Source organism: Allobosea sp. 2RAB26 (assembly GCF_052115465.1).
Lineage (GTDB): Bacteria > Pseudomonadota > Alphaproteobacteria > Rhizobiales > Beijerinckiaceae > Allobosea.
Window position 1 is genome coordinate 288,555 of the sequence record NZ_JBFRGS010000007.1, and the last position, 23,968, is coordinate 312,522.

20 protein-coding genes are annotated in these 23,968 nt (G+C 65.8%); 12 read left to right on the plus strand and 8 right to left on the minus strand.

What is annotated here, in order from left to right; translation table 11 throughout:
* The first annotated feature begins 199 nt into the window (after positions 1–199).
* A complete protein-coding gene (locus tag AB4118_RS16480) occupies positions 200–484 on the plus strand; it encodes an acylphosphatase (RefSeq protein ID WP_441490747.1) in 285 nt (94 codons plus the stop codon).
* Between the two features lie 130 nt (positions 485–614).
* On the opposite strand, the gene AB4118_RS16485 is transcribed toward AB4118_RS16480, so the two are convergent.
* The 6 genes from AB4118_RS16485 to AB4118_RS16510 form a co-directional block, all read right to left on the minus strand.
* The gene (locus AB4118_RS16485; RefSeq protein ID WP_441490748.1) at positions 615–1,523 is read right to left on the minus strand and encodes a MurR/RpiR family transcriptional regulator; all 909 of its coding nucleotides are present in this window, start codon (positions 1,521–1,523) and stop codon (positions 615–617) included.
* A 71-nt stretch (positions 1,524–1,594) separates the two neighbouring features.
* Positions 1,595–2,563: an ABC transporter ATP-binding protein gene (locus tag AB4118_RS16490; protein ID WP_441490749.1), complete on the minus strand. Its 969-nt coding sequence runs from the start codon at positions 2,561–2,563 to the stop codon at positions 1,595–1,597.
* Positions 2,560–3,552, minus strand: coding sequence for an ABC transporter ATP-binding protein (locus AB4118_RS16495; protein ID WP_441490750.1), 993 nt, complete (start codon positions 3,550–3,552; stop codon positions 2,560–2,562). The genes AB4118_RS16490 and AB4118_RS16495 overlap by 4 nt, the downstream gene beginning before the upstream one ends.
* 1 nt (position 3,553) lies before the next feature.
* Positions 3,554–4,414: an ABC transporter permease gene (locus tag AB4118_RS16500; RefSeq protein ID WP_441490751.1), complete on the minus strand. Its 861-nt coding sequence runs from the start codon at positions 4,412–4,414 to the stop codon at positions 3,554–3,556.
* Complete coding sequence (locus tag AB4118_RS16505; protein WP_069878112.1) at positions 4,411–5,352, minus strand: ABC transporter permease; 942 nt, start codon at positions 5,350–5,352, stop codon at positions 4,411–4,413. Before AB4118_RS16505 ends, AB4118_RS16500 begins: the two co-directional genes overlap by 4 nt.
* Before the next feature lie 79 nt (positions 5,353–5,431).
* Complete coding sequence (locus AB4118_RS16510; protein ID WP_441490752.1) at positions 5,432–6,997, minus strand: ABC transporter substrate-binding protein; 1,566 nt, start codon at positions 6,995–6,997, stop codon at positions 5,432–5,434.
* A 180-nt stretch (positions 6,998–7,177) separates the two neighbouring features.
* Here AB4118_RS16510 and AB4118_RS16515 point away from each other — a divergent pair, with 180 nt between their 5' ends.
* Together AB4118_RS16515 and AB4118_RS16520 are read left to right on the plus strand one after the other, a co-directional pair.
* Positions 7,178–8,329, plus strand: a complete 1,152-nt coding sequence (locus tag AB4118_RS16515) for an amidohydrolase/deacetylase family metallohydrolase (RefSeq protein WP_441490753.1) — start codon at positions 7,178–7,180, stop codon at positions 8,327–8,329.
* A 283-nt stretch (positions 8,330–8,612) separates the two neighbouring features.
* Positions 8,613–8,921 (plus strand): hypothetical protein, encoded by a 309-nt coding sequence (locus AB4118_RS16520; RefSeq protein ID WP_441490754.1) that lies wholly within the window; start codon positions 8,613–8,615, stop codon positions 8,919–8,921.
* A gap of 7 nt (positions 8,922–8,928) precedes the next feature.
* Here the strand turns inward: AB4118_RS16520 and AB4118_RS16525 are convergent, their stop codons facing one another.
* Together AB4118_RS16525 and AB4118_RS16530 are read right to left on the minus strand one after the other, a co-directional pair.
* Positions 8,929–10,074: a glycosyltransferase gene (locus AB4118_RS16525; protein WP_441490755.1), complete on the minus strand. Its 1,146-nt coding sequence runs from the start codon at positions 10,072–10,074 to the stop codon at positions 8,929–8,931.
* Positions 10,075–10,103: 29 nt separating this feature from the next.
* Positions 10,104–10,724, minus strand: coding sequence for a MarR family winged helix-turn-helix transcriptional regulator (locus AB4118_RS16530; RefSeq protein WP_441490756.1), 621 nt, complete (start codon positions 10,722–10,724; stop codon positions 10,104–10,106).
* 340 nt (positions 10,725–11,064) lie between these two features.
* Between AB4118_RS16530 and AB4118_RS16535 the strand changes: the two genes are divergently transcribed.
* From AB4118_RS16535 to AB4118_RS16575, 9 genes are all read left to right on the plus strand, one after another.
* On the plus strand, positions 11,065–12,813 hold the full coding sequence (locus AB4118_RS16535; RefSeq protein WP_441490757.1) for a type I secretion system permease/ATPase: 1,749 nt from the start codon (positions 11,065–11,067) through the stop codon (positions 12,811–12,813).
* On the plus strand, positions 12,810–14,165 hold the full coding sequence (locus tag AB4118_RS16540) for an HlyD family type I secretion periplasmic adaptor subunit (RefSeq protein ID WP_441490758.1): 1,356 nt from the start codon (positions 12,810–12,812) through the stop codon (positions 14,163–14,165). The genes AB4118_RS16535 and AB4118_RS16540 overlap by 4 nt, the downstream gene beginning before the upstream one ends.
* 313 nt (positions 14,166–14,478) lie before the next feature.
* Positions 14,479–15,273 (plus strand): calcium-binding protein, encoded by a 795-nt coding sequence (locus AB4118_RS16545; protein ID WP_113517019.1) that lies wholly within the window; start codon positions 14,479–14,481, stop codon positions 15,271–15,273.
* 62 nt (positions 15,274–15,335) lie between these two features.
* Positions 15,336–17,612 (plus strand): glycosyltransferase family 2 protein, encoded by a 2,277-nt coding sequence (locus tag AB4118_RS16550; protein ID WP_441490759.1) that lies wholly within the window; start codon positions 15,336–15,338, stop codon positions 17,610–17,612.
* Positions 17,609–18,442 (plus strand): class I SAM-dependent methyltransferase, encoded by an 834-nt coding sequence (locus AB4118_RS16555; RefSeq protein ID WP_441490760.1) that lies wholly within the window; start codon positions 17,609–17,611, stop codon positions 18,440–18,442. The genes AB4118_RS16550 and AB4118_RS16555 overlap by 4 nt, the downstream gene beginning before the upstream one ends.
* Positions 18,439–19,692: a glycosyltransferase family 4 protein gene (locus tag AB4118_RS16560; protein WP_441490761.1), complete on the plus strand. Its 1,254-nt coding sequence runs from the start codon at positions 18,439–18,441 to the stop codon at positions 19,690–19,692. Before AB4118_RS16555 ends, AB4118_RS16560 begins: the two co-directional genes overlap by 4 nt.
* On the plus strand, positions 19,689–20,438 hold the full coding sequence (locus AB4118_RS16565; RefSeq protein WP_441490762.1) for a hypothetical protein: 750 nt from the start codon (positions 19,689–19,691) through the stop codon (positions 20,436–20,438). The genes AB4118_RS16560 and AB4118_RS16565 overlap by 4 nt, the downstream gene beginning before the upstream one ends.
* 4 nt (positions 20,439–20,442) lie before the next feature.
* The gene (locus AB4118_RS16570; protein WP_441490763.1) at positions 20,443–22,626 is read left to right on the plus strand and encodes a glycosyltransferase family 2 protein; all 2,184 of its coding nucleotides are present in this window, start codon (positions 20,443–20,445) and stop codon (positions 22,624–22,626) included.
* Positions 22,626–23,933 carry a glycosyltransferase family 4 protein gene (locus tag AB4118_RS16575; protein ID WP_441490764.1) on the plus strand — a complete coding sequence of 436 codons (1,308 nt, stop codon included), beginning with the start codon at positions 22,626–22,628 and terminating at the stop codon, positions 23,931–23,933. Before AB4118_RS16570 ends, AB4118_RS16575 begins: the two co-directional genes overlap by 1 nt.
* Positions 23,934–23,968 lie beyond the last annotated feature (35 nt).

Genomic DNA, 23,968 nt, shown 5'->3' on the forward strand with positions numbered 1-23,968 from the left:
ATATCATCATATGATTGATTGGCGCACAAGCCGTCGGTCACGCACCCGCATCGGCATTGCCGGGGATGCGTCGTCGAAGGGTGTCCGGTAGTATGGGGATGTCCGTTCGCCCGGCTGCGATGGCCAGCCCGAGGGAGCGACCGTTGAGCGATGCGGTGCGCGTGCGGTTTTCGCGGGTGCCCAAGGGACGGGAAGGAGCATGAACCTTCACCTGATCATCTCGGGCCGCGTGCAGGGCGTTGGCTATCGGCAGTGGTTCTGTGCGCGCGCACGCGCTGCAGGCGTGGCGGGCTGGGTGAGAAACCGGGCCGACGGCACGGTGGAGGCCGTGGTCTCGGGGCCGTCCGACATCATTGAGACGCTAGCCGCGGATGCCTTCGATGGGCCGCCTGGGGCCGGCGTCCAAGACATCGATCGGAGCGAGGTTGATGGCTCGCTCGTCGGCGCTCCGGGCCGGGGCTTCGTCATCGCGCCCAGCGTCTGAACGGGTGATGGGCACGGCGACAGGAAGAGAACGAGGTCCCGCGACGGGCCGGTCTCCCGCGTTGTCCGCCATCGTGGCGCGATCGGACACGAAGAGGTTGGCCTGTGCGGAGCCGCACCGGCCCCCACGATCAGTCCTTTGGATCGGCGTTCGGGTCGGAGTCCAGCATCTGGCGCCAGCCCGCATGCAGCACCGACGGGTCTTCACGGTCGACGCTGTAATGGCGCAGGACGTGCTGAACATCGTTCATGCGGCCGATCAGCTGCGGGCCCTGACGCAGGCCGACAAGGATCATCAGCACCTCGATGGCGATGAGCTGGACCACATAGGCATCCGTCCCGACCAGCATTGCGGTGTCGTGCGGAACATCCAGCGGCAGCGCGACGTCGGCAAGCTGCGCAAGCGGCGTTCCGCCCTGGGCCAGCGCGATGATCGTCGCACCACGGGCCTTGCCGACCTCGACGGCGCGCAGCAGTGCCGGCATGCGGCCGACGAAGGAGATCGCGACCAGCACATCCTCCGAGGTCAGCGTTGCCGCTGCGACGAGCTGAAAATGCGCATCGGAAAAGGCATTGGCGTTCAGGCCGAGGCGGAACAGCCGCGCCTGCAGATCCTGCGCCAGGAAATGCGATGTCGCGCCGGTGCCGAGGCAATCGATCCGCCTTGCCTTGCTGATCGCAGCCGCGGCGCGATCGAGATCGAGCGGATCGATGCGGCGTTGCCATTCGGCGAGCACGGTCGTGATGCTGCCCGTGACGTTGCGCAGCACGTCGCTCGCGGTCTCCCCCATCCGCACGGAACGGTGCAGGAACGGCGCGCCGAGCGCCACCGCTCCGGCGAGCTTCAGCTTGAGGTCCCTCAGGCCCTGGCAACCGACCAGCCGGGCGAAGCGTACGATTGTCGGCGCGCTGACCCCGGCGCGCGCCGCGATATCCTCGACATTCGCCTTCACCACCCATTCGACTTCGTCGAGGAACAGGCGCGCCACCCTCTGCTGGCTCTCGGACATCGCGCCGAGCCCCTGCCTGATGGAGCTCATGATGTCGGAGGCGCCAATCGAATCGTCGGGGCCGCTGGGGCGGCCGGCTGCGTCAGCAGGGACGATGTCTGTCATGCGCTCGGACTGTGGCTGATATCGAAATGACAGGCAAACTGATGTTCCGATCCCGTCCCGCGCAAGACCGGAGCCTCCTTGGCGCAACGCTCCGTCGCGTGCAGGCAGCGGGTGCGGAAAACGCAGCCCGAGGGCGGAGCGAGCGGAGACGGGATGTCGCCGGTCAGCATGCGCTCGCGCGGCGGCGCGTCCGGGTCAGGCCTCGGCGATGCGGCGATCAGCGCCCGCGTATAGGGATGGCGCGGATGGCGGGCGACCTGCTCCGTCGAGCCGATCTCCATGATGCGGCCGAGATAGAGCACGGCGATCCGGTCACACATCAGCTCGACGACATCGAGGTCATGCGAGATGAACAGCATCGCCAGGCCGAGCCGCCGCCGCAGGTCCTGCATCAGGTTCAGCACCTGTGCCTGCACCGAGACATCGAGGGCCGAGACCGGCTCGTCGGCGATGATCAGTCTCGGTTCGACGGCGAGAGCCCGCGCGATGCCGATGCGTTGCCGCTGACCGCCGGAGAACTCATGGGGGTAGCGCTCCATATGTGCGGCGGGAAGGCCGACGAGTTCGAGCAGTTCGGCGATCCGCGCCTTGCGTGCCGCCCCGCGCGCAAGGCCATGGGCATCGAGCGCCTCGCCGACGATGCTGCTGACGCGCAGCCGCGGATTGAGGCTAGCATAGGGGTCCTGGAACACCATCTGCGCCTGGCGACGGAACAGCCTCAACCGGCGTTCCGGCGCTGCCGTGATGTCCTGTCCTTCGAAACGGATCTGACCTGCCGACGCATCGATCAGGCGCAGCGCAAGCCGGCCGATCGTGCTCTTGCCCGATCCGGATTCGCCGACCAGCCCGAGCGCTTCGCCGCGCGCCAGCGAGAAGCTGACGTCGTTGACGGCGCGCACCAGGTGGGGTGCCTTGCCAAAGCTCTTGGAAAGGCCTGCAATCGTGAGGAGCGGTTCCGTGCTCATGCAAGTTCCCTCCAGCGCAGGCAGCGTGTCTGCCGCCCCGCATCATTCTCCAGCATGGGGGCCTCGATGGAGCAGGCAGGCGTTGCATCAGCGCAGCGCGGCGCAAAGGCGCAACCGCGCTCGACGCGCGAAACCTGCCCCGGGATCGAGCGCACGACGCGCCGACCGCTTGAGTCCTGGATTGCGCGCGACGGCATGCACTCCAGCAGGGCGCGCGTATAGGGGTGGCGCGGTGCGTTGAAGAGGTCCCGAACCGGCGCGCTTTCGACCACCTCGCCCGCATACATCACCGTCACGCGGTCGGCGATCTCGGCGACGACGCCGAGATTATGGGTGATGAAGAGCACGCCCATTCCAAGCTCGCGCCGCAGCCGGTCAAGCAGCGTCAGCACCTGCGCCTGGATCGTGACGTCGAGCGCCGTGGTCGGCTCGTCGGCGATCAGCAGGGCCGGCCGGCAGGAGAGCGCCAGCGCGATCATGACGCGCTGACGCATGCCGCCCGACATGTGATGCGGATAGTCCGAGGCGCGGCGCGCCGCATCGGGGATTTCGACGAGGCCAAGCATCTCGACGGCGTGCGCCCAGGCCTTGCGCCGGTCATAGCCGAGATGCAGCCGCACCGCCTCGGCGATCTGCTCGCCGACGGTCAGCACGGGGTTCAGGCTGGTCATCGGCTCCTGGAAGATCATCGCGATCTCGGCGCCGCGCAGCGCCTGCATGGTGGCCCGGGGCGCGGTGGCGAGGTCGATCGTATCGCCGGAACGGCGACGGAACAGGATGCGGCCCTGCGAGACCCGCCCCGACGGGCGTGGCAGCAGGCCCATGGTGGCGAAACTCGTCACTGACTTGCCGGAGCCGGACTCGCCAACCACCGCGACGGTTTCGTTCTCCGAGATCCGCAGTGAGACGCCGCGCACCGGCGTCACCTCACCTTCTTCGGTGCGGAAGGAAACGGCGAGATCTTCGATGGCGAGAAGGGGCGCGGTCATCTCACAGCGCCTTTCTGAGCTTGGGGTCGAGCATGTCGCGCAGGCCATCGCCGACGATCTGCAGCGAGAGCGCGACCAGCACGATCGCGACACCGGGAAATCCGACGACCCAGAATGCGTCCTCGGCATATTGCTGGCCGGACGCGATCATCGTGCCCCAGGTCGGCGTCTCCGGCGGCACACCCGCGCCGAGGAAGGACAGCCCGGCTTCGGCAAGGACCGCGTAGGCGAAGATGAAGGTCGCCTGCACCAGGAGGGGCGAGGCGACGTTGAGCAGCACATGCACGAAGAGGATGCGCCAGATCGAGACGCCGAGCGCGCGTGCCGCCTCGACGAAGGGCAGTTCCCGCACCACCAGCGTCGAGGCGCGGATCACGCGGACGACGCGCGGCGTGTAGACGATGGCGAGCGCCAGCACGACATTGCCCGCGGAGGCGCCGAGCACCGCGACGAGGAAGATGGCGAGCAGGATATCGGGCAGTGACATCAGCGCATCGACCAGGCGCATGATCACGGCGTCGGCGCGCTTGAAATAGCCGGCGACGAGGCCGAGCGCAGCCCCGATCGAGATCGAGATCACGACGACGGCAAGCCCGATTCCCAGCGAGGCGCGGGCTCCCCAGATCACCCGGGAGAAGACGTCGCGGCCGAGTTCGTCCGTACCGAACCAGTTCACCTCGCCGGGCGGGCGCAAGCGCCTTGCCATGCGCATCGAGGCAGGATCGAACGGGGAGAGCCAGGGCGCCAGCAGGGCGAGTGCGAAGGCAATCACAAGGATCACGGCTGCAAGGAGCACCAGCTTGCGGCGGAAGAGCCGGCGCAAGAACAGAAGTGTCGGAGCTGAAGTCACGGCGGAGCTCATTGGCGCACCCGTGGGTCGACGAGGGTGTAGATCACATCGATCGCCAGGTTGATCAGTGCGTAGATGGCCGCGACCGCCAGAAGCGCGCCCTGGATCACGGGATAATCGCGGCGCAGCACCGCCGACACGACAAGATTGCCGACGCCGGGCAGGCCGAACACGGTCTCGGTCACGATCGCGCCGCCGATCAGCAGGGCGAGCGTCAGGCCGAGCACGGTGATGATCGGGACGAGCGCATTGCCGAAGGCGTGGCGCAGCACCACGCGCAGTTCCGAGATGCCCTTCGCCCGTGCCGTCCGTACGAAATCGGCATCGAGCACATCGAGCATGCTGGCGCGGGTGAAGCGCGTGATGAGAGCGGAGTTGACGACGCCGAGCACGGCGGATGGCAGAAACAGGTGCTGGAGCCGCTCGAAGAAGGAGGCGTCGGGCGCGCCATAGCCAGCGACGGGGAACCAGCCGAAACGCACGGCAAAGAGCTGGATGAAGATCAGGCCGAGCCAGAAGCTCGGGATATTGGCCGCGAGCATGGCGAGCCCGCTCACCGCCTGGTCGATCGGGCGGCCGCGCCAGACCGCGGAGGCGATGCCGGCCGGGATGCCGATCGCCGCGGCAATGGCGAGCGAGAACATCGCGAGGAAGAAGGTCGGCTCGGCGCGCTGCAGCAGCGCCTGGGTCACAGGCTGCTGCAGGAAGATCGACTGGCCGAGATTGCCGGTCGCGCATTCCTTCAGCCAGAGCACGAATTGCAGCAGGAGCGGCTTGTCGAGCCCGTAAGCCTCGCGCAGGCGCGCCACATCCTCCGGCGTCGCCTGGTCGCCGAGCATCAGGGCCGCGGGGTCGCCGGGCGCCAGCCGCGTCAGGAAGAAGACCAGCGCGGCAACGAGGAAGAGGACCAGCAGCAGGCCGGCGAGGCGACGTCCGATATGTGCGAGCACCGGATGCGCTCCTTTCGCGGGAAGCGGATACGACTGTGGCGGGGCGCGCGAACGCACCCCGCCACATCAAGCTTGCGCCTTACTTGGCGAGAGCGACGTTCCAGAAGGACGGCCACGGCATTGCCGCATAGCCGGACAGCTTCGGCGAGGCGCCCGCCAGTGCGGCGAAGTTGCCGGCGCGGATATAGGGCACCTCGTCATAGACGACCTGCTGGACCTTGCCCCAGAGCGCGCCGCGCTTCGCCGGGTCGGGCTCGTTGTTGAAGGCGCTGAGCGCGGCCTCCTTGGCCGGGCTCGACCACCAGCCCGGAGCGCCTTCGCCGAGTTGCGGCGGAGACAGCATCGGCTCGGGAAGGAAGGCCGAGTGGGTGATGTAGATGTCCCACAGCGCCGGGTCGCCGCGACGCTGGACCAGGGTGGCCCAGTCGACGACATCGAGCTGGACCTTGAAGCCGGCGGCCTTGAGCTGTTCGGCCATCACCAGCGCCATGCGGTGATGGAAATCATACTGCTTCGAGTTGAGGATACGGATCGGCGCTCCGTCATATTTGGCCTCGGCCAGCAGCTTCTTGGCGCCGGCGACGTCCGGCTTGCTGTACTTGTCCTTGCCGGCCTCCGAATAGAACGGCGAGCCCTTCGGGAAATGCTCGGCCGCCAGTGCGAAGAACTTCGGCTCGCCGAAGCCGGCCATCATCACCTCTTCGAGGTCGAGGGCCATCTGGAAGGCCTGACGGACCTTCAGGTCGGCCATCGGCCCCTGCTTGGTGTTGGTCGGGAAATACGGGAAGCCAAAGGGCATGGTCAGCACGGGGCGCGTGCCGCTCGCGGCGGAGACCTTCTTGTAGCTCTCGACCGGCAGCTGGTCGGCGAATTGATACTGGCCGGCGATGGCGCCTTCGACGCGGGTATTGGCGCTCGGCACCGGGATGAAGCGCAGCTCGTCGATCTTGGCTTCGCGCTTGCCGGCATAGCCGGAGGCGGGCTCGCTGCGCGAGGCGTAGCCATCATGCTTCACCAGCACGACAAACTGGTCCGGCTTGCGCTCGCGGAACTTGTAGGGGCCGGTGCCGACGAATTCGGTCAGCGGGGTGGCGATCGATTCCTTTGCCATGATCGCGGCGAAGCCGGAGGGCAGCGCCAGATGGGCGAGCAGCGCCGGCTCGACCTTGCTGAGCTGGATCTCGACGGTCGACGGGCCCTTGGCGGTCAGGCTCGTAATGCTCTTCGCCAGACCCTTGCCGCGCGGCGTCATCTCGAGCCAGCGCTTCAGCGAGGCGACGACGTCCTCGGAATCGAGGTCCCGGCCGTTATGCAGCTTCACGCCCTTGCGCAGCTCGATCGTGTAGGTCTTGCCGTCCGCGGACACCGTCGGCAGTGCTGCCGCCAGCATCGGCTGCGTCGCCCAGTTCGCATCGAAGGTGAACAGCGGCTCGTAGACGTGCTGCATGATCGTTCCGACCAGATCTGCGGTCGACGCCATCGGATCGAGCGACTGCGGCTCGCCGACCATGGCAAGATTGGCGCTGGATGCGCTCTGCGCCATGGCCGCCATCGGCATCAGCGCAGCCGAGGCGCCAAGGGCCGCTGCCAGGACGCCCAGTCCGCGCCGGGTGACAGAATTCTGATTGTGATCGCGGTTCCGCATTGGCCTCTCCCTGCCGTTCGCGTTGCCTATTGTGAGGGTGATGAAAATTTATTACGCAAATGGCATCTGTCAATCGCCAAATTTCATGCTGCATAGCAATATAAGGGTGAATTTGCGCCGAAGTGATTGATATTTCTATCTGGCTCTGTAATTAAATTCCATATGACCCAGGGGTAACCAATGTCCTCTCTCGATCTGGTTCTGCGCGGCGGGCGGGTTGTCGACCCCGGCCAGGGCATCGATGCGGTTCTTGATGTCGGTGTCGCGGACGGACGCATTGCAGCCCTGGCGCCGCGCCTGGACGCTCCGCAGATCCACGATGTTTCCGGCAGGATCGTCACGCCCGGCCTGATCGACCTGCACACTCATGTCTATTGGGGCGGGACGTCGCTGGGTGTCGACCCGCTGATCCTCGCGCGCCGCGGCTGCACCACGCTCGTCGATACCGGCAGTGCCGGTGCCGGAAATTTCGATGGCTTCCGCCGGCATGTCATCGACACCTGCCCCGTGCGAATCGTTGCCTATCTCAACATCTCCTTTGCCGGCATCTATGCGTTCTCGAAGACCATCATGGTCGGCGAGAGCGGTGACCAGCGCCTGCTGGCGCCGATCGACACCCTCGCGGTCGCCGAGGCCAATCGCGATGTGCTCGCCGGTCTGAAGGTGCGCGTCGGCCATCACGCGTCAGGTACTGCCGGTCTCGTCCCGCTCGAAATCGCGCGCCAGACGGCGGAGCGGCTCGACATGCGCATGATGGTGCATATCGATCACCCGCCTCCGACGCTCGAGCAGGTGCTCGCCCTGATGCGCCCCGGCGATGTGCTGACCCATTGCTTCCGGCCGTTCCCGAACTCGCCCGTGACGCGCGATGGCGGCGTGCTGCCGGCCGTCAGTGAGGCGCGCGAGCGCGGCATCATCTTCGATATCGGCCATGGCATGGGCTCGTTCTCCTTCGACGTCGCCCGCACCATGCTCGCCAACGGCTTTGCTCCGGACACGATCTCCAGCGACGTCCATGCCTTGTGCATCGAGGGGCCGGCCTTTGATCTGACGACGACGATGTCAAAGTTTCTCTGCCTCGGCATGCCGCTGGACGAGGTGATCAGGCGCACGACGGTCAATGCAGCGCAGGCGATCGAGCGTCCGGAGCTGGGCACGCTTGCCCCTGGGGCGATCGCCGACATCTCGATCCTGTCGCTTGAGGCCGGGGCCTTCGACTATGTCGATTCGACCGGCGCGATCCTGCAGGGGGCCGAGCGCCTGACGGCGGCGGGGATCGTGATCGGCGGCCGCCTCTGGGAGGCATGCCAAGAGACGAGGCAGGTGGGCTGACGCATTACGCCTCGAGATGCGGCACGGCCTCGCTTCCGGGGAGTTTGGTGCTGTTGCGCGGCTGTGACGGCAGCCTGATGCCGCGGACGACGCGCCCGCGGCGGTCCATTCCCTCCGGATTCGTCGGCCCAAGAGCTCGCGGAACGACGCCCGGCACTTTCCTTCCTCAATGAAACGGTAGTATAGTTCTGCATTCTGCATCCGATGGCGGCCGGACGCAGGATTTTCTACTCGCGGTAGTAATAGGTCCGGTTCTGCCGGGCAGACGGAAAGGCCGGCAACCATGATGAGGGGAACTGAACCGCTCGAAGTCTGGGAGATCATTTCCTCCCCGGCCGGCTATGCGGCCCTGCAATACGCAGCCGAGCAGGGGGATCCTCCTCTCGAGCCTTTGGTCACACTCATCGAAGAAACCTGCGGAACTTGGTTATCCTGCGATCCCGCTACCCATCTCAAGCGCATTCACAGGATGGTGGCGCGGCTGATGATGGCCGATGGCTGGCAGGAGGCCGGCGTGAAGCCGATGCGGCGCGGACGCCTGATCACCGAGGCCATGACCTTCCAGCGCGGCCCTGATCAAATGGTGCAATAGCGCGGCTTCAGCCGGGCATCTCCGTCCCCGTGGGATCGCCCTGTGCCGCCACTCTCTCGATCAGGCGCATATGTCGGTCGAGGCAGCTTTCCAGTTCGAATCTCGCCTGCACTGTCGCCCGTGCCGCGCAGCGCAGGCCCTCGAGCTCGCCCCGCCGTTCGAGTGCCTGCACGATCGTGGCTGCCAGGGCCGGCACGTCGTGAAACGGAGCGAGCAGCCCGTTGCGGCGGTCGGTAATCACCTCCTGGACCGGCGGTGTGCGTGAGCCGACGACCAGACAGCCGCAGGCCATCGCTTCCAGCAGGGACCAGGAGAGCACGAAGGGCACAGTCAGATAGACATGAACCGCGGAGACCTGGAACAGTCGCCGAAGCTCCTGATGTGCCAGCCAGGAAATGTGAACGAGGCGCTCGCCAAGCCGGGTTTCCTGCAGCATCGCATCTCGCCAGAGCTGCCCATCCGGACGCGGCCGGCCATAACCTGCGCCATCCCCGCCGACGACAATGAAGCGGGCATCGGGTCTTGCCTGCGCGACCAGCGCGGCGGCGCGCATGAATTGCGGATAGCCGCGATAGGGATCAAGGTCACGGGCGGCGAAGGTGACGATCTTGTCGCCGGCGCGAATCACCTCGCCATCGGGCAGCGTGAAACTGGCCTCCGCATTCGGCCGGCATAGCTGCGTATCGATGCCGTCATGGCAGATCGCGATCCGGTCGCGGATGCTGGCAGGGTATTGCCGGTGCTGCCAGCGCGTCGGGGTATAGGCGGCGTCGATGGCCTGCAGAGTGAGGAGTTGCGCGGCATTGCGCATTCTCAGCCGCATGCGCTCCGCGTCCGTCGCTTCGTCCGCGGGTTCGAAATCGAAATCCGAGTCCCGATCGTTGTAATAGTACTCGCAATAGCCGATCACCGGCGTGGCTGGCAGCGCGTCCTTCGCGAAGAGCAGCCCACCCCAGCCGGTATGACCGATGATGACGTCGGGTCGTTCATTGCGCGGCAGTCGCCGCAGGACGGAGGCCACGGCTTCGCCTGTCCTGACGTGATATTCCGTCGCGGCGAGGCTGGGGCTCGCCGTTACGGGTCCGCTGACGGTGTAGAGAATCTGGCGCAGCCCGGGACGGACGGCTTCCGCATGTTCCGTGACCAGCGTCACCTCGGCGCCGTCGCCGAGGAGGCGCCCGATCAGGTGAGCGAATTGACCAGATCCTGAACGATGAACGAATAAGACGCGCATGACGCCAGCAGAACCCCTCCATAGCGCAGGGCGTCGCTCCAGAGTTGCTCGAGACGCCGCAAGGTGTCGTAGGCCGTCCGCATGTCCGGTTCGACATCGAGATCCTGGCTCGGGCCGAACTGATTGCTCTCATCGAGCTGCTTGAGGCGCTCGACCAGAAGCTGGCCCTTGGGAGACAGCGAGATTCGGGCTAGCCGCCGGTCACGCGGCGAGGCGCCGCGCTCGAGGTAGCCGCTCTCGACCAGCTGCTTGAGGTTATAGGAGGCGTTCGAGCCGAGATAATAGCCACGGTCGAGCAGGTCGCGCACCGCGATCTCCCCAGTGCCGATCGTCAGCAGCACCATCACCTGCGAGGGCGAAACATCATCGACGCCCAGCCGGGTCAACTCCAGGCGCAGGTAGTCGAGAAAGCGCCGGTGGACCCTGTCGATCAGACGGGCGAGGTCGAGCTGGGTGACGGTGTTCCTCGAAATTCCATTGTCCGAATCAGTTTTCCGCTCTGGTCGGCCGGGCTGGCCGTTGACTGCGGCACCCAAAAACTGGGCGCCGTATTGCGGTTTCGAATGCATTCTCTACTCCGCCTGGTTTGAAATTGGGCACCCCGCCCGAAGAAAACCCCTTCTGGAGTGGAATAGCCTATACGCAAAGCACATGCCATCGACGATATGTGGAAACTAAGATTGTAGCAATTTTTTGATATGTATAAACTGTTTCAAAATTCAAAGTATTGCGTTTTTTGGCCATATTCCTCTTTAATAATCGAAGATATTCGATTCTTTATCTGTCATCATAACGACACTCCTAGCGCAACATGCTAGTAATCGATCGTGTCCCCTTCTAGCGATATTTTGTGGTTGATGGTTGGCCGTCACCCTGGCCGATCCGGACCCCTCTGCAACGGAGATATGAATGAAGGTCGCAGCTTCGGCGCCCGATGGTTTGATCCGTGAACTGCAGCGCTCCTTTGCCGGTGGCCTTGCCTATGCGGCCTTCCTGAGTTTCTGCGTCAACATCCTGCTGCTGACAGTGCCGATGTTCATGGTGCAGGTGCAGGACCGCGTCATCGTCAGCCGCAGCTTCGACACGCTCACCATGCTGCTGGTGATCGCGATCGCTGGTCTCGTTCTCTACGGTGTCATCGAGTTCATTCGCTCCCTGACCTTCCAGACCATGGCGAGCGGCTTCGCCCGGCGCCTCAATCTGCCGGCGCTGGAAGCGGCGGTCAGTGCTTCGCTCGAACAGGGCTCGGCCCAGGCCACCCAGGCGATTCGCGACCTGAACGATATCCGTTATTTCATCGCGAGCTCGGCCATTGCGACGCCGCTCGAGGCGGCCTGGTCGCCGATCTTCCTTGCCGTGCTCTTTGCCTTCCACCCGGTTTATGGGCTCGTCGGCGCGATCTCGCTGATCATATTGCTGATGCTCGGCGTGCTCTCCGACGTGCTGACGCGCCGTGTGCTGAAGGAGGCCAACGAAGAAGGCGTCGCCAGCATCAACGATGTCGGCGCCAGTCTGCGCCACGCCGAGACGATCGAGGCCATGGGTATGCTGCCGGCTTTGGCCAGGCGCTGGCGCGGCAAACAGGTGGCGATGATCGAGCTGCTCGATCTCGGCACGCGCCGCGGCAAGCTGATTGCAGCGGTGACCCGCGCCTCGCGCATGACGATGCAGCTCGCGATCTATGCGACCGGTGCCACGCTGATCATCAGGAACGAAGTCTCGGTGGGCACGCTGATGGCGGCGAGCATCCTGCTCGGCCGCCTGCTGGCGCCTTTCGATTCGATGATCTCCGACTGGCGGCAATGGGTGCTCGCGGCCGCCGCGTGGAAGCGCGTGCGCGATCTGCTGCTGCTCGGCTCGTCACGGCGCCAGACCACCGCCAATCCACCGACCCAGGGCGATCTGGTGATCGACCGCGTCGTTTACGCGCCGACCGGGGCAGAGCAGACCGTCATCAAGAGTGTCTCGTTCTCATTGTCGCCGGGCGAAGTGCTCGGCATCGTCGGCCCGTCCGGAGCCGGCAAATCGACTCTGGCGCGGCTGCTCGTCGGAGTTCTGAAGCCGAATGTCGGCGGCGTCTATCTCGACGGTCACAATGTCTATCTCTGGGAGCGCGCCTCCTTCGGCGCCATGGTGGGCTATCTGCCGCAATCGGTTTCGCTGCTGAACGGTACCATCGCCGACAATATCGCCCGGATGCGCATTCCGGAGCCGCAGGCCATTCTCGAGGCCGCTCGGACTGCCGGCGTGCATGAGCTGATCGGGCGCATGCCGCTCGGCTACGACACGAACGTCAATGACGGGGACTTCAAGCTCTCGGGCGGCCAGCGCCAGCGTATCGGCCTTGCCCGGGCGCTATACGGCGCGCCGCGCCTGCTGGTGCTGGACGAGCCCAATGCCAATCTTGATGCGGAAGGCGAACAGAGCCTGATCCGCGCCATCAATGCCGCGCGCGAGGGCGGTGCCATGGTCATCCTGATCGCGCATCGCCCCTCGGTGATGCAGATCGTCGACAAGATCCTGGTGCTGCGCGAGGGCAGGATCGCCCAGTTCGGACCGCGTTCCGCGATCGCCGGCATGATCACGCCTGGTGGCCTCGTCGAGATCGAACCCAAGCCGCAGGCCGGTGCGAGCAAGCCCCGCGAGGTGACGGCGTGAGCAAGCTCCCAGCCCCCATGAGCACGAGCCGCGCGCTCATCCCGGTCACTCCCGTCGAGGAGCCGGAGGAGCGGATGCCCTCGCTGCGCAATCTCGTGCTGGCCGGTGTCAGCGCGATCGCGATCGGCTTCGGCGGTTTCGGGGCCTGGGCGGTGACGGCAAGGCTCGACAATGCCTCCGTCGCGGTCGGTACCGTCGTGGTCGACAGCAAGCGCAAGACCGTCAGCCATCTCGAAGGCGGCGTCCTGAAGATGCTGCTCAAGCTTGAAGGGGACCGCGTCGTCAAGGATGAGCCCCTGCTGAGGCTCGAGGATGCACGTGCCCGCGCCGAGCTGCAGCAGCTCCACGGCAAGCGCGTCGGCTTCGAGGCCAGGCTGGCCCGGCTGCGCGCCGAGCAGAACAACGCGACGGAGATCGACTTTCCCGATGATCTCAAGATGGCCGGAACGCCGATTGCGCAGGAGGTGATCAGAGCGGAACGCAAGCTCTTCCAGGCGCGCACCCAGGTCTATGACGGGCGCATCAGCATCCAGAAGCGTGTCATCGAGCAGCATCAGGCCGAGACCGAGGCGCTTCAGGCCCAGATCGAGGCGACGCGCTTTCAGCGTAGCCTGATCGACGAGGAGGTCCGCGTGGTCGGGGACCTCTACGAGAAGCGCTATGCCAAGCGCAGCCAGCTTGTCGAACTCCAGACCAAGCAGAGCGAGCTTGCCGGACGCAGTGGCGAGGCCGCGGCCCGCAAGGCCAAGGCGGAGCAGGCGGTCGCAGGCGCGCAGCTCGAGATCACCTCGCTCGGCCTCGAACGGCAGAACGAGATCGCCAAGGATCTGCAGGATAGCCAGCTCGCCTTGTCCGAGGTGGTCGAGCGCATCGTCCAGGCTGAGGACGTGCTGCGCCGCCTCGTGGTCATGTCCCCGCAGGAGGGTATCGTCGCCAATATCCGGGCGCGGACCGCCGGAAGTGCGATTGCCGCCGGGGAGGCCATTCTCGACATCGTGCCCGAGCGCGAGCCCCTGATCGTCGAGGCCAAGGTCGATCCGCGCGACATCGACTCGGTTAAGCTCGGTGCCGAGACGCGGGTGCGGCTGACCGCCTTCAATGCGCGGCTGATGCCGCCGCTGATCTCGAAGGTGACCTATGTCGCTGCCGACCAGCTTGTCGATGAGAAGTCCGGCGTCGCCTATTTCATTGTCCGGGCCGAGATCACGCCAGAGAGTCTCGCCCAGAACAAGGTCACCCTTCATGCCGGCATGGCCGCAGAGGTCCTGATCGTGAACGGCTCGCGGCGCGCCGTGGACTATCTGCTGGCCCCCTTCGCCGAGAGCTTCAACCGGGCATTCCGGGAGGACTGAACAGGGGCGGTCGGTGCGAATTTTCGCAGTGAATTCAGCAAAGTAAGAATACGTTTCGATTTATATTTCGAATTTTGAAATTCATTCAATGTATAACGTCTGGCAATTAGAGAATTAACGCCAGTAAATCTTTTCGCGCCATAATATTGTCACAACAAATCTCTTGCTGCATCGCACATATTCGGTAGGCTTAGCTCCGTTGAGCAATGACGAGTCATCTGATCGTCATTGGGGCGGCGCCGTTTTGCGAGGTGTTTTGGCGAATGCGCGCCGAGACCCTCGGGGCGCCTCAGTTCATTTCCAGGAGGTGACTATGGCCACGATAGAAGGCAGCGCGTTCGACGACTTCTTGATCGGGACACGGTTCAGCGATGTGATTCATGCCGGTGCCGGCGACGACGTCGTCAAGGGCGGCCATGGAGCAGACGTCCTGTTCGGCGAAGACGGCGACGATGTCCTCTTCGGCGACCAAGGCGATGACGTCATCTTCGGTGGCGAGGGGCGCGATATCCTCTTCGGTGGTCAAGGCGACGATGTCCTTTCCGGCGACGAGGGCAATGATCTGCTCTCCGGCGGCCAGGGGGATGACGTGCTCATGGGTGGCGAGGGGAACGACCTGCTGCAGGGCGACTCCGGCAACGACGTTCTCATCGGTGGCGAAGGGAACGATATCCTCCAGGGCGGCTCCGGCAATGACGTGCTCGAGGGTGGTCTCGGCAACGACCTGCTCCAGGGCGGCTCGGGCAACGATGTCCTGATGGGCGGCGAGGGTAACGACATCCTCCAGGGTGGTTCGGGCGACGACCTGCTCTTCGGCGGGGAGGGCAACGACATCCTGTCCGGCGGTGCCGGCAACGACGTCTTCGTCTTCGAAGGGGGCGGCGGCAACGATCTCGTGCTCGATTTCGATGCCGGTCACGACATGTTGCAGATCGCCTCCGACATCAACGGCACCGGCGTTACCTCGGCAGACGACCTCGCCGCGCGGACGACGACGGTCAACGGCAATGCGGTTGTCGATCTCGGCAACGGCGATTCGCTCACTCTCGTCGGCGTCACCGCCGAGGACGTCCAGAGCGATCCGAACTCCTACTTCACCGTCGCGTAACGACCTCGCGACGCCGGCTACTCCCGGCCGGCGTCGCACCCTGACACGTCGGAAGTTGAGCCATGTTGACGATCACGACGACCCAGTTGGTCGGAGACCAAAACTCCAATCCCGAGTTGCTGCGGCTCTGTGGTTCCGTGTTCCTGCTGAGCTGGAGCCTCGACGGACCGCTCGCTGATCGGCAGGTCGTATCGCTGGCAAGCCGGGAGCGGCGCGTTTCCTCCGCCTCGCTGACGCTGGGTCTAGGCGACGGGCGCACCCGGATCGTCTCTGTCTTCCGGCATTCCGGCCATGACGAGATCGTCGCGACCTTGTCCGGTGGCAATCTCGGTCCGGATCAGGCCGTCTCCTTCGATCCCGAATTCGTGCATGCAATGGCGGAGGCGCCCGAGATTCTGCGCGAGCTGACGCCGGCCGCGAGGATTGCCCTGGCAAACGCCCTGATCGCGACCTGGCCAACCCTGTTCAACCTGCGGGAGACGACCGCCTATCTCGCCTTCTTGCGCCAGTTCCTGCTCGCACTTTCCCGCAAACCGACGCCTGTGTTGCCGGTCGCTGCGCTGCCCGACGGTAAGATCCTTCTTGAATCCTCGGTGCCCGGGCGCCTCGACGCGATCAAGGTGGCATACTGGCTCGGCCCCGCAAGCCTGACGCGTATCGCTGCGAATCCGAGGCTCGGCAAACCTGACCGGAGTGCCCGCCGCTCGCTGCACCTGGTCCTTGATGAGCCCCAGCCGCGCGGAGCGGGGCTGCTCGTCCTGCAAAGCGATGTCGGGTTGATCGTCCGGGCCCTTCCCGAGCGCGCCACGGCGCCGACGCTTGGCCGCTGGTGGGCCGGGAAGGCCAGTGAGCGCGACGATCTGCGCAGCTGGCTCGTCGAGCAACTGGCCGGCCAGTCCGAACAGGGGCGCCTGCTCGCGATCGAGATGCAGAGGCGACTGCCCTTGCCGGTCCAGAGCGTCCGTCGTCACGACGACCTGCCCTCGGCCGAGCTCGATCTCGCCGTTTCGACCTCTGCCGGCCTGCTGCTCGGGGGGTGGTACCGCGATCTGGACGGCTTGCTCGATCAGATCCTCATTCACCGCAGCACCGGCGCGCCGAGCCCGATCGGTGACCGGATCGCGCGGTTCCCGGCCGTGATGGCAGAGCCCGGCGGCGACAACCGGGCCGTGACCGGCTTCCTCGGTCTCGTGCCCGACTATGCCTGCGGCGCTCCGGTCCTGCAGCCGCGCTGCGAGCTGAAGCTGCGATCGGGTACCACGCTTTTCCTGCGCCCGGCGACGCAGCCCGCCGACATTGCGACCATCCGCGCCCGGGCCCTGGCCTCGATCCCGCCGCAGCATCTTACGGCTGAAATCCTGCAGCAGAGCCTCGCTCCCGTGCTTGCCGCGTGCCAGTCCGCGCTGCGCGACAGCCTGCCGGAGCCACGTGTGCGGACGATCGGCTCCTTGCCGGATCGGCCGAGTGTCTCGGTCGTGGTCCCGCTCTACCGGGTCTATGACTTTCTGCGGATCCAGGTGTCAGCCTTTGCGGCCGATCCCTGGTTCGTCGAGAAGGCCGAGCTGATCTATGTGCTCGATTCCCCCGAGCATGAGGCTGAGGTCGCGCATCTGCTCGGCGGCCTGCACCTTGCCTATGGCCTGCCGATCCAGCTCGTGGTGATGGGCCGCAATGGCGGTTTCTCGGCCGCCTGCAATGCCGGGGCCGAGGCGGCGCGTGGCGATGTGCTCGCCATGGTCAATTCGGATGTGATCCCGAGCGAGGCCGGCTGGCTGCCCGCGCTGGCGCGCAAGCTCGACCGGCGCGGGCGTGTCGGCGCAGTCGGGCCGAAACTGCTCTATGACGACGGCTCGCTGCAGCATGCCGGCCTCCTTTTCAAGCGGGACCGTCACGGCGTCTGGCTCAACCATCATTACTTCAAGGGCATGCCGGGCAGCTATCGGCCCGCCAATGTCGAGCGGCTCGTACCCGGCGTCACCGGTGCCTGCATCGTGCTGCCGCGTGCGCTCTTCAACGAGGTCGGTGGCTTCGACGACAGCTATGTCATCGGCGACTACGAGGATAGCGACCTCTGCCTGAAGATCCGGCAGGCCGGCTTCGGTATCAAATATGTGCCGTCCGTCGCGCTCTACCATCTCGAGCGCCAGTCGATCTCCAAGAGCCTGGATTACACCCGCGGCGTTGCCTCGCAGCACAATGCCTGGCTGCAGACGGGCCGCTGGGACGCCCAGATCGAAGCGCTGATGGCCGATGAATCGGCTCTGCCGCGCAAGGCCGCGCCCGCGCGCGACGCCGAAATTCTTCCCCGTACCGTCCTCAGGAGGGCAAGCGCTGCATGACGGCGACCCTGGCACTGCGTCCCATAGAGCCCAGCCCGGGCACGATCCTCAGCCCCCCCGGCAAGGAATTCGACTGGCTGCTCGACCATATCCGTACCAATCGCTTCCTGCCGCATCCCCCGGCCGAGAACATTTTTGTCGGTGACGGCGACTACCGCGAGATCGGCGCGGAATTCCTGGGCCATTACGTCCGGATCGGCCGCCTGAAGCCGACGGAGCGGGTCTTCGACATCGGCTGCGGCATCGGCCGCATGGCGGTGCCGCTGACGCAGTATCTCGATCCGTCGAAAGCGAGCTATGACGGCGTCGACCCCGTGATGGATGGCATCCTCTGGTGTGCCCAGACGATCACGCCGGTCTACCCGCGCTTCCGCTTTCAGCGGCTTGACATCGCTCATCCCCTCTACAATCCGCAGGGTTCGCTGCCCGGCACCGAAGTCGCTTTCGGCTTCGCGAACCAGAGCTTCGATTTCATCACGATGGTCTCTGTGGCGACGCATCTGCCGCCGGAGGAACTGACGGTCTACCTCAAGGAGGCCTGCCGCCTGCTTGCGCCGGGCGGACGCCTGTTCCTGACCGCCTTCGCCATTGACGGGCAGCCGACGGGGCAGGAGCGCCTGAAATTCAAGCGCTGGCGCGATGGGCCGGGCTGGTACGCGATCGAGGAGGCGCCGCTCGCTGCCGCCGGCATCGAGGAGGAGTTCCTGATCGCGCAGACGCAAGCTGCCGGGCTGTTCGTCGAGAGCCTTGGACGCGGCCATTGGCGCGGCATCAACGCACCGCACTACCAGGACGTGTTGATCGCGACCAAGCCGGAGCGCAGCCGATGAGCCGCCGCATCCTCGTCGTCGCTCATAACCATCCCGACCTGCATCCCGGCGGCACCGAGATTCTGGCTCACGACCTCGCCGGCGGTTACCGCGAGCAGGGCTGCGACGTGCTCTTCCTCGGCGCAACCAACGCGATCCACCGTGAGGCGCATCCCGGCACGGCCTTGCAGGCTACCGGAACCGATGGCGATGTCCTGCTGTGGAGTGGCCATTTCGACCGCTTCTATCTCAGCCAGATCGATCACTACGGCACCCTTCAGGATCTCGCCGGCCTGCTCCAGGAATACCGGCCGGATGTGATTCACATCCACCATCTCGTGCTGATCGGGGCCGAGTTCCTGACGCTGGCGCGGCGCCTCCTGCCGGCGGTGAAGATCGTGATGACGCTGCATGACTATTACCCGATCTGCCATAATGACGGGCTGATGGTGCGGCCGACCGACAAGGAGCGCTGCACCGCAGCCTCTCCGACACGCTGCCGGGGCTGCTTTCCCGGAATCGGCTCCGACCGCTTCCTGCTGCGCGAGCGCTTCCTGAAGACCCATCTCGCAGCGGTCGATCAGTTCGTCGCGCCGAGCCGCTTCCTGCGCCAGCGCTATGTCGACTGGGGGCTGGCGGGCGACCGCATCGACATCATCGAGAACGCGCGCCCGGCTCACGAGCCGGCACCGCACCGGGCCAAGCGCGGGCCCCGTGCCAGCTTCGGCTATTTCGGCAACGTCAATCCCTGGAAGGGCGTTGTGGAGCTGGTCAAGGCAGCCTCGCTGCTCAGCGCCTCGGGCCTGCGCGGCTTCGAAGTACGCATCCATGGCGGGGCACCGTTCCAGAGCGAGGCCTTCGTTGCGGAGTTCGAGGCGGCGCTCGCGGCCTCGGACGGCACGGTCACCCATTGCGGTCCCTATCGTCGCGAGGAGATGCCGGAGCTGATGGCCGAGATCGATTGGGTGGTGATGCCCTCGATCTGGTGGGAGAACGCCCCGCTCGTCATCCAGGAGGCGTTCCAGCACCGCCGCCCCGTCATCGCCAGCGGCATCGGCGGCATGGCCGAGATGGTGCGGGACGGCATCGACGGGCTGCATGTCCGGCCGGGCGATCCAGCCCAGCTTGCCCGCACCTTGCGGCGCGCGGTCGAGGAGAAGGGCCTGTGGGATCGCCTCGTCGACGGCATCCGGCCCCAGCCGACCATCGCTGAATGCACCACGGCGCATCTCGCGCTGTTCGACAGGCTCACACTCGCGGAGGCGGCATGACGGTCATGCGCGATCCCGACGGAACCGAGCGGCTGCCCAATGTCGTGCCGGCGCGCCTCAATGGCCGTGTCGATGCCCTCGACGGCAACCGCCTGCATGGCTGGATCTGGGATGAAACCCGTCCCGAGGAGCGGCTCAAGGTCCGGCTCAAGCTTGATGGGCGGGTTGCGATGGAAGCCGTCGCCGACCAGAGCCGCATCGACCTTCGCCGCAACGGCATTGGCGACGGGCGCCATGCCTTTGCGATGGAACTCGATGACACGCTGGTCGCAGCCCGCGACCGACTGAGCATCGTCGGCGTCTCTCCGAGCACGGATGTCGAGCTCGAGCTCAGATTGCCGCCGCCGGCCGAGCTCGCAGCCGAGGCTGCGATCGCGGTGCCGCTTGCGCGCTTCTTCGATCGCGTCGAGGCGTTGATCGCGCTCAACCGGCGTGGGCAGCTCGCCCAGAAGGAACTCGTCGAGAAACTCGAAGAGATGACGACGCGCATGGCGGGCAGCGGCGTACAGCGCGACGAGGCCGCGGAGGCCGCGCGCGCCGACCATATTTCCCAGCGCCTGGCCGAGCTCGATGTCTTCCAGCTCCGTTTCGATGCGACGCTGCGCAGCTTCGATGAGCGCCTGGTCACGATCCGCAAGGAGGCGCAGCGCCCGATGCGGCAGGCGACCATCCTGCTCGGCTCGCTCTCCGGGCTCGCTGCATTGATGTCGTTCGTGACCCTGACCCTGATCCTGCTGGACCGGTGATGCGATGAGTGAAGTGATCGTCCCCGATCAGACCCGGATCAGCCCGGCGCCGACCGTCGCCTGGACGCCGCTCGGCGAGAACGCCATCCTGATCATGAGCACCTGCGACGCGATGCCGGGCAAGGTGCCTGTCGCCGTCGACGGCAATCCGCGCAACAAGGCCGAGACCATGGCGCTGACCTGGCGCCGGCCGCAGGCCGAAGCCTCGGCAGCCATCGGCTTCCTTTGCCTCGCACCCGCGCCCGCGACCGACCGCTCCGGTTCCGGCGCCCTGCTGCTCGGTCGCCCCGGCCGGCCGCTGCGCCTCGTGCTAGCGTCGAAGCCGCTGCCGCTGCAATCCTTCCTTGCCGGCCTTGCCGAGGATTCGGGGCAGGCTTTCCCGATGGTTGTCGACGGGCTCCTGGAGATCCTGCTCGCCGGAAAACCCAATCCGCGCCGCCTGCGTGCAGCCTCGATGCTGCTCCAGTCAATCGCCAAGCCCGGCGGCTTCGTCGAGGTCATGGGGCCGATCGACGACGGCGTTTTCATTCAGGGCTGGACCTCCGATTTCACGGCAGGCCGGACCAAGCTGCTCATCGCCCATGGCGGGCTGTCCTTCGCCGTTCTGGAGGCAGGAACCTTCGAGCGCGACGATCTTGCCGACGGCGCGCGAGGCTTCTTCGGCCTGCTCGAAGAATGCCAGATCCGCCATCCCAGCGAGATCGAGCGGCTGTTCTTCCGCGCCACGGATGGCTGGCGCGCGCTCGATGTCTATGAGCGCCATGTCCTGCTCGAACCGATCACGGTTCCCGGCCATTTGCGCGACGGGCTGCAGCGCGGCAGCGCGCCGCAGGCGACGTCCGACAAGCTCCGGCGTGCCTCGCAGCGCTTCGACGGCCGCGACACGGTCGCATTGCTGGAGGCGCCGGTGCGGGCCGGCATCGACGACGCGACCATCGTGGAGGGCACCGGCACCCTGATCATCGGCTGGCTGTTCGATCCGGACCGTCATGTCAGCGCGGTGACGCTGCGCTCCGGAAGCCAGTCCTGCGTGCTCGACCGCGTCTGGACACGCGTGTCGCGTCCGGACGTCGCCGATGCCTTTGCAGGCGATCCGCGCTTTGCCCATATGCTCGGCGGCCGGCGCAACAGCCACGGCTTCATCGTCTTCGCACCGAAGCTCACGCCTGAGCCCGGCCAGCCGCTCTATCTCGAGTTCGAGATCGAGGGATCCGGCCCTGCCTTCCTGCCCCTGGAGGCCGGGCGCGGCCAGCCGCGGCGCACGCTCGAACGCGTCTTCGCGCTGCTTGATCCGAAATCCTCGACCGCAGCCTCAGTGGTCGAACGCCAGATCGCTCCCGCCTTGCAGGCCGCCGAGATCGCCCCGCCGCGCGTGATCGAGACCATCGATATCGGCGCCTTCAAGGCTGATGCGAATCTGGGGCTGGTGATCGGCCTCGACCATCGCCAGCGCGAGCTCTCCTCGCTCTTCGCCCTGCTTGCGATCGACCCCGAGATACGCCCGGTGCCTATCGTGCTCGCGGTCCCCGGCGAGAGCTTTGACCGGGTCGGTGCCGAGGCACGCCGGCTTGCTCGCTTCTACGGCCTCGCCGTGCGGCTTGCGCTCGTCGATGGGGTCGAGGACGCCTGCGACGCGATGGAGGCCGGCGCGCGCGCCTGCCGCTTCCAGACCATCGCGTTACTCTCGGGGGCCGCGCAGATCCGCATGCCCGGTTGGCTTGGCCGGCTCGAGCGCGCCTTCAAGGCGCGTGGCGGACAATGCGTCGCGAGCCCCACGCTGCTTTTCGAAGACAACTCGATCCGCTGGGCCGGCGCCTGGATGGAAGGGGAGGGGCCGAGCCGGCGTGTCTTCAATCGCTTCGTCGGCTATCCCCTGGAGGCGATCGGCAATCTCGGTCCGATGGAAGTCGCGGCCGGCGCCACCGAATGCTGCGTGATGTCGCGCGCTGCCTTCATCGAAGCCGGGGGTTTCGCCCGCAACTACTTCACGACGGCCGAAAAGGGCCTCGATCTCTGCCTGAAGCTCAGGATGAACGGCTTCCCCTCGCTCTGGGTGCCGGAGGTCGAGGTTTACGTCGTCGATGATGGCGAGATGGCGCGGCCGCATCTGGTCTCGCTTGCCCAGCTCGCCGACCGCTCCAGCTTCGACCGTCGCTGGGCGCTGGCCGTTTCGAACATGCGAGGATGATGATGCGCGTACTCGTCGTGTCCCATGGACACCCGACCCTGTCTCTCGGCGGCGCCGAAATCGCCTCCTACAATCTGCACAAGGGCCTGCAGGCAAGCGAAGGCCTCGACGCGCATTACCTTGCCCGTGTCGGCTCGCCGACGCCGCGTCACGCCGGTACGGCACTGATGAGCCTGCGCCAGCGCGGCGGCGAGCTACTCTACTACGCCGAGGAATACGATCACTTCCTGCTCTCGAACCGGAACACCGAGGAGATCGAGCGCGATTTCGTCCGCGTGCTGCGCGACCTGAAGCCGGATGTGGTGCATTTCCACCATTTCATCGGGCTCGGGCTCGAATGCCTGTTCGCGGTGCGGGACACGCTGCCCGACGCTCTCATCGTGGTGACCTTCCACGAATATCTCAGCATCTGCCATCATCACGGCCAGATGGTGAAGACCGGCGCTTTCAAGCTCTGCTACCGGGCCTCGCCGACCGATTGCAATGCCTGCTTCCCGGATATCGCGCCCGGCCGCTTCCTGGCGCGCGAGACCTTCATCCGGGGCATGCTCAATCTCGCCGATCATTTCATCTCGCCGAGCCGCTTCCTGGCCGAGCGCTACCAGGATTGGGGCCTCTCGGCCGATCGCTTCTCGGTGATCGAGAACGGCATCGACGTTGCCGAGGTCGCACCGCCCCGGCCCTTGCCGGACAAGACGGCACGGCGTTCGCGCTTCGCCTATTTCGGCCAGCTCACGCCCTACAAGGGGGCCGATGTGCTGATCGATGCGGTCACGCGCATCCCGGAAGCTGTCTGGGGTGAGGATTCCATCCTGCTCGTCTATGGCGGCAATCTCGAGCGCCAGCCCGAGGCCTACAAGAAGAAGTTCGCCGAACTCGTCGAGAATGCCGGCCGGCGGGTGCGTTTTTGCGGTGCCTTCCAGAACCACGAGATGCCGAACCTGATGCGCTCGGTCGACTGGGTGGTGATGCCCTCGGTCTGGTGGGAGAACTCGCCGATCGTGATCCAGGAGGCCTATTTCCACGGCCGCCCGATCCTTTCGAGCAATATCGGAGGCATGGCCGAGAAGATCGTCGACGAGGTCAACGGCCTGCATTTCCGCTCGGGCAGCTCGGAGGATCTGGTCGACTGCATGACGCGCGCCCTGAGCGAGCCCGATCTCTGGTCGCGCCTGCGCGCCGGGATCACCCGTCCGCTCACCCATATCGACTGCGCCGCCCAGCATATCGCGCTCTACCAGCGCCTGATCGAGCAGCGCGGCATGCCGGTTCCGGCCAGCCGCGCGGCCACGCCGATGATCGCCTGATGCCAGAAGAAGCCGACACGAAAACCAGGGGAGAC

Bases quoted from the DNA above. Each gene is read 5' to 3' on its own strand.
- AB4118_RS16480 (WP_441490747.1), top strand. From the start codon at position 200: ATGAACCTTCACCTGATCATCTCGGGCCGCGTGCAGGGCGTTGGCTAT.
- AB4118_RS16485 (WP_441490748.1), bottom strand. From the start codon at position 1,523: ATGAGCTCCATCAGGCAGGGGCTCGGCGCGATGTCCGAGAGCCAGCAG.
- AB4118_RS16490 (WP_441490749.1), bottom strand. From the start codon at position 2,563: ATGAGCACGGAACCGCTCCTCACGATTGCAGGCCTTTCCAAGAGCTTT.
- AB4118_RS16495 (WP_441490750.1), bottom strand. From the start codon at position 3,552: ATGACCGCGCCCCTTCTCGCCATCGAAGATCTCGCCGTTTCCTTCCGC.
- AB4118_RS16500 (WP_441490751.1), bottom strand. From the start codon at position 4,414: ATGAGCTCCGCCGTGACTTCAGCTCCGACACTTCTGTTCTTGCGCCGG.
- AB4118_RS16510 (WP_441490752.1), bottom strand. From the start codon at position 6,997: ATGCGGAACCGCGATCACAATCAGAATTCTGTCACCCGGCGCGGACTG.
- AB4118_RS16515 (WP_441490753.1), top strand. From the start codon at position 7,178: ATGTCCTCTCTCGATCTGGTTCTGCGCGGCGGGCGGGTTGTCGACCCC.
- AB4118_RS16520 (WP_441490754.1), top strand. From the start codon at position 8,613: ATGATGAGGGGAACTGAACCGCTCGAAGTCTGGGAGATCATTTCCTCC.
- AB4118_RS16530 (WP_441490756.1), bottom strand. From the start codon at position 10,724: ATGCATTCGAAACCGCAATACGGCGCCCAGTTTTTGGGTGCCGCAGTC.
- AB4118_RS16535 (WP_441490757.1), top strand. From the start codon at position 11,065: ATGAAGGTCGCAGCTTCGGCGCCCGATGGTTTGATCCGTGAACTGCAG.
- AB4118_RS16545 (WP_113517019.1), top strand. From the start codon at position 14,479: ATGGCCACGATAGAAGGCAGCGCGTTCGACGACTTCTTGATCGGGACA.
- AB4118_RS16550 (WP_441490759.1), top strand. From the start codon at position 15,336: ATGTTGACGATCACGACGACCCAGTTGGTCGGAGACCAAAACTCCAAT.
- AB4118_RS16555 (WP_441490760.1), top strand. From the start codon at position 17,609: ATGACGGCGACCCTGGCACTGCGTCCCATAGAGCCCAGCCCGGGCACG.
- AB4118_RS16560 (WP_441490761.1), top strand. From the start codon at position 18,439: ATGAGCCGCCGCATCCTCGTCGTCGCTCATAACCATCCCGACCTGCAT.
- AB4118_RS16565 (WP_441490762.1), top strand. From the start codon at position 19,689: ATGACGGTCATGCGCGATCCCGACGGAACCGAGCGGCTGCCCAATGTC.
- AB4118_RS16570 (WP_441490763.1), top strand. From the start codon at position 20,443: ATGAGTGAAGTGATCGTCCCCGATCAGACCCGGATCAGCCCGGCGCCG.
- AB4118_RS16575 (WP_441490764.1), top strand. From the start codon at position 22,626: ATGATGCGCGTACTCGTCGTGTCCCATGGACACCCGACCCTGTCTCTC.